Genomic DNA, 4,183 nt, shown 5'->3' with positions numbered 1-4,183 from the left:
GACCACCCTCCCCCGCAGAGGGGGGAGGGTCGAGCGCGAGCGGTCCACCGATTGAGCACATCCCGCACGCGATGCCGCACCCCACCCGTGCCCCGGGACCCCTCCGCCCCACGGAACGTTTGGTGAGCAATCGCGTCGCGGCCCAACGGCCGAGCTGGCGCAGGCGCCCTCGCGTCGTCACCTCGTTCTCGGCCGGGAGGCCCCATGGACAAGTCCGATTCCCCACGCCCGACGCGCCGGAGCGTTCTGGAGAGCGGCGTCGCCGCGGCGGCCGTGCTGGGCTTTGCCGGCCGCGTCCAGGCGGCGCCCCCTCCGGCGCCGCAGATGCCCCCGGCGCTCGCCGCCGAGCCCGCCACGCCTCGCATGCCGGTGACCCTCCAGGTCAACGGCCAGGCCCGGCCCCTCGAAGTCGATCCCCGCACCACGCTCCTCGACGCCCTGCGCGAGCGCATCGGGCTGACCGGCTCGAAGAAGGGCTGCGACCACGGCCAGTGCGGCGCCTGCACGGTGCTGGTGAACGGCCGGCGGATCAATTCCTGCCTGACGCTGGCGGTGATGCACGAGGGCGACGAGATCAAGACCATCGAAGGTCTGGCGGAGGGCGACCAGCTGCACCCGCTCCAGGCCGCCTTCGTCAAGCATGACGGCTTCCAGTGCGGCTACTGCACGCCCGGCCAGATCTGCTCGGCCGCCGGGATGCTGAACGAGGCCAAGGCCGGCTGGCCCAGCACCGTGACGCAGGACCTGACCGAGAAGGTCGCGCTGACCGACGCGGAGATCCGCGAGCGGATGAGCGGCAACATCTGCCGCTGCTCCGCCTACCCGAACATCGTCGCGGCGATCCGCGACGCCGGCGGCACCGCGACGCGGCTCTGAGGGGACGACCGATGAAGGCTTTCACCTACGAGCGCCCCGCCAGCGTGGCGGAGGCGGCCAAGGCGGTCGTCGCGCAGCCGAATGCCCGCTTCATCGCCGGGGGCACCAACCTCCTCGACCTGATGAAGCTGCAGATCGAGACGCCGACCCACCTCGTCGACGTCAACCGCCTGCCCCTGGACACGATCGAGGCGACCCGGGAGGGGGGCTTGCGCATCGGCGCGATGGTGCGCAATTCCGATCTCGCCGCCGACGAGCGGGTCCGGCGCGACTACGGCGTGCTCTCGCGCGCGCTGCTCGCCGGCGCCTCGGGCCAGCTGCGCAACAAGGCGACCACCGCCGGCAACCTCCTGCAACGCACCCGCTGCCCGTACTTCTACGACACCGCGATGCCGTGCAACAAACGCCAGCCCGGCTCCGGCTGCTCGGCGATCGGAGGCTTCAACCGCATCCTGGCGGTGGTCGGCACCTCCGACCAGTGCATCGCCACCCACCCCTCCGACATGGCGGTGGCGATGCGGGCGCTCGACGCCACGGTCGAGACCGTGACGCCGGAGGGGGCCGAGCGACGGATCCCGATCGCCGACCTGCACCGCCTGCCCGGCGACACGCCGCAGGTCGAGACCACACTCAAGCCCGGCGAGATCATCACCGCCGTGACCCTGCCGGCGCCGGTGCGCGGCCGCCACGTCTACCGCAAGGTGCGCGACCGGGCGTCCTATGCCTTCGCCCTCGTGTCGGTGGCGGCGATCATCGAGGCCGACGGGAGCACGATCCGCTCGGCGCGTCTCGCCTTCGGCGGTCTCGCCCCCAAGCCCTGGCGGGTGGCGGAGGCCGAAGAGGCGCTGGTGCGCGAGGGTGCGGGCGCCGCCGGCGAGGCGGCCCTGCGGGGCGCCCGCGGCCACGGCGCCAACGACTTCAAGATCCCGCTCGCCAAGCGCACCCTCGCGGCCGCCGTCGCCGAGGCGACGCGCGCCTGATCGCCGGAATCGGAGAACAGCCATGGACATGAGCCAGCCGATCGGCGTCACGCCCCTCGACATGCACCCCGACGGCCCGGTGGGCCAGCCGATCGACCGCGTCGACGGCCCGCTCAAGGTGACGGGCCACGCCACTTACGCCTACGAGAGCCGGGAAATGGCGAATCCCGGCTACGGCTTCGTCGTCACGGCGACGATCGCCAAAGGGCGCATCACGGACATCGACACCGCGGCCGCCGAGCGGATGCCGGGCGTCGTCCACGTGCTCACCCACCGCAACGTGCCGCCCCAGGGCGAGAAGAAGGAGCAGGTCGGCCCGCTGCTCGCCGATACCGAGATCAGGCATTGGGGCCAGCCGGTCGCCCTCGTCGTCGCCGAGAGCTTCGAGGAGGCCCGCGCCGCGGCGGCCGCCATCCGCGTGACGTATGACGAGCAGAAGGGCTCGTACGTGCTCGCCGACGCGCTCGGAGAGGCGAAGAAGCCCGAGAAGGCGCGCACGCCGCCGGATTCGTCCCTCGGCGACTTCGAGGCCGGCTTCGCGTCGGCCCCGGTAAAGATCGACGCGCGCTACACCACCCCGGTGCAGAGCCACGCGATGATGGAGCCGCACGCCACGATCGCGGCGTGGGAGGGTGACAAGGTTACCCTCATCACCGCCAACCAGATGCCCAATCGCGGCCAGGATGCGCTGGCCGCGGTGTTCAAGCTACAGAGGGACAATGTCCGGCTGATCAGCCGCTTCATCGGCGGCGGCTTCGGCGGCAAGCTCCAGCCGCAGGCCGACGCGATCCTGGCGGCCCTCGCCTCGAAGAACCTGAACGGCCGGCCGGTGAAGATCGCGCTCACCCGCCAGCAGGTCTTCCACGTCACGACCCGGCGCTCGGACACGGTGCAGCGGGTCCGCCTCGGCGCCGACCGCGACGGCAAGCTCACCGCCATCGCCCACGAATCCTGGTCCGACACCGCGCCGGGCGACAGCTTCTTCGAGACCTCGGCCAACGTCACCCGCTCGCTCTACGCCGCCCCCAACCGCCTGACGGCGCATCGGCTCGCGAACCTCAATCTGCCGCTCGCCTCCTCGATGCGGGCGCCCGGCGAGGCGGTCGGGATGCTGGCCTTCGAATGCGCCATGGACGAGCTGGCCGAGGCGCTGGCCCTCGACCCGATCGAGCTGCGCATCCGCAACGAGCCGGCCCAGGACCCGGAGAAGCACGTACCCTTCTCGACCCGCCAGCTCGTGCCCTGCCTGCAGGAGGGCGCGCGGCGCTTCGGCTGGGACCGGCGCAATCCGAAGCCGGGTTCGGTGCGGGACGGGCAGTGGATGGTCGGCACCGGCGTCTCGGCGGCGGCGCGCCTCAACCCGCTCCAGCGGGCCAAGGCGCGGGTGCGGCTTGATCCCGACGGGACGCTGACCGCCCGGATGGCGATGACCGACATCGGCACCGGCACCTACACGATCCTGAGCCAGATCGCCGCCGAGATGCTCGGCGTGAAGGTCTCGCAGGTGCGGATGATCCTCGGTGACACCGCCGACCCGATGTCGTCGGGCTCCGGCGGCTCGTTCGGCGCCGCCTCGTCGGGCTCGGCGCTCTACATGGCCTGCGAGGCGCTGCGCGGGCAGCTCCTGGCGAAAACCGACCTGGAGCCCAAGAACGCCGTCTTCACCGACGGCCGGATCACCTCGGGCAACCGCTCGGCGGCCCTGCGCGACCTGATCGGGCCGGGTCTCGAGGCCGAGGGCGAGATCATGCCGGGCGAGAACGAGAAGAAGTTCTCGCAATATTCCTACGGCGCGCACTTTGCCGAGGTCGGGGTCGATGCCGATACCGGCGAGATCCGGCTGCGGCGGATGCTCGGCGTGTTCACCGGCGGGCGCATCCTCAACCCCAAGACCGCGCGCTCGCAGGCGATCGGCGGCATGGTGTTCGGCGTCGGCGCCGCCTTGATGGAGGCGATCGAGGTCGATCCGCGCTACGGCACCTTCGTCAACCACGACCTCGCCGAGTACCACGTGCCGGTCCACGCCGACCTGCCGGAGATCGACGCGGTGTTCCTCCCCGAGCTCGACGACAAGGCCAACCCGCTGAAGAGCAAGGGCTTGGGCGAACTGGGGATCTGCGGCGCGGGCGCCGCGGTGGCGAACGCAGTCTACAACGCGACCGGGATCCGGATCCGGGACTATCCGCTGACCCTGGACAAGATCCTGGAGGGGTTCACCGCGAAGGAGATGGGGCAGCGGCGGGCGTAGTGCGCCGCTGGCACTAGCGCCAGCATTCGAAAAGAAGGCACAGGCTTCTCCTCTCCCCGCGGGCGGCAGGGCTGTCCGG

The 4,183-nt window shown here is 71.5% G+C and carries 3 protein-coding genes; all 3 read left to right on the top strand.

Annotation, left to right across the window (positions count from 1 at the left end):
- The first annotated feature begins 204 nt into the window (after positions 1-204).
- The 3 genes from A5481_RS29685 to A5481_RS29675 are packed head-to-tail and all read left to right on the top strand — an operon-like array spanning position 205 to position 4,104.
- Positions 205-876: a 2Fe-2S iron-sulfur cluster-binding protein gene (locus A5481_RS29685; protein ID WP_048434265.1), complete on the top strand. Its 672-nt coding sequence runs from the start codon at positions 205-207 to the stop codon at positions 874-876.
- 11 nt (positions 877-887) lie between these two features.
- Positions 888-1,856 carry an FAD binding domain-containing protein gene (locus A5481_RS29680; protein ID WP_048434264.1) on the top strand — a complete coding sequence of 323 codons (969 nt, stop codon included), beginning with the start codon at positions 888-890 and terminating at the stop codon, positions 1,854-1,856.
- A gap of 22 nt (positions 1,857-1,878) precedes the next feature.
- Positions 1,879-4,104, top strand: coding sequence for a xanthine dehydrogenase family protein molybdopterin-binding subunit (locus tag A5481_RS29675; RefSeq protein WP_048434263.1), 2,226 nt, complete (start codon positions 1,879-1,881; stop codon positions 4,102-4,104).
- The last annotated feature ends 79 nt before the right edge of the window (positions 4,105-4,183 follow it).

This window comes from Methylobacterium platani (assembly GCF_001653715.1).
Taxonomy (GTDB): Bacteria; Pseudomonadota; Alphaproteobacteria; order Rhizobiales; family Beijerinckiaceae; genus Methylobacterium; species Methylobacterium platani.
This window is presented reverse-complemented; position numbering and strand designations above follow the sequence as displayed.

Coding starts and splice junctions, on each gene's coding strand:
- A5481_RS29685 (WP_048434265.1), top strand. CDS start 205: ATGGACAAGTCCGATTCCCCACGCCCGACGCGCCGGAGCGTTCTGGAG.
- A5481_RS29680 (WP_048434264.1), top strand. CDS start 888: ATGAAGGCTTTCACCTACGAGCGCCCCGCCAGCGTGGCGGAGGCGGCC.
- A5481_RS29675 (WP_048434263.1), top strand. CDS start 1,879: ATGGACATGAGCCAGCCGATCGGCGTCACGCCCCTCGACATGCACCCC.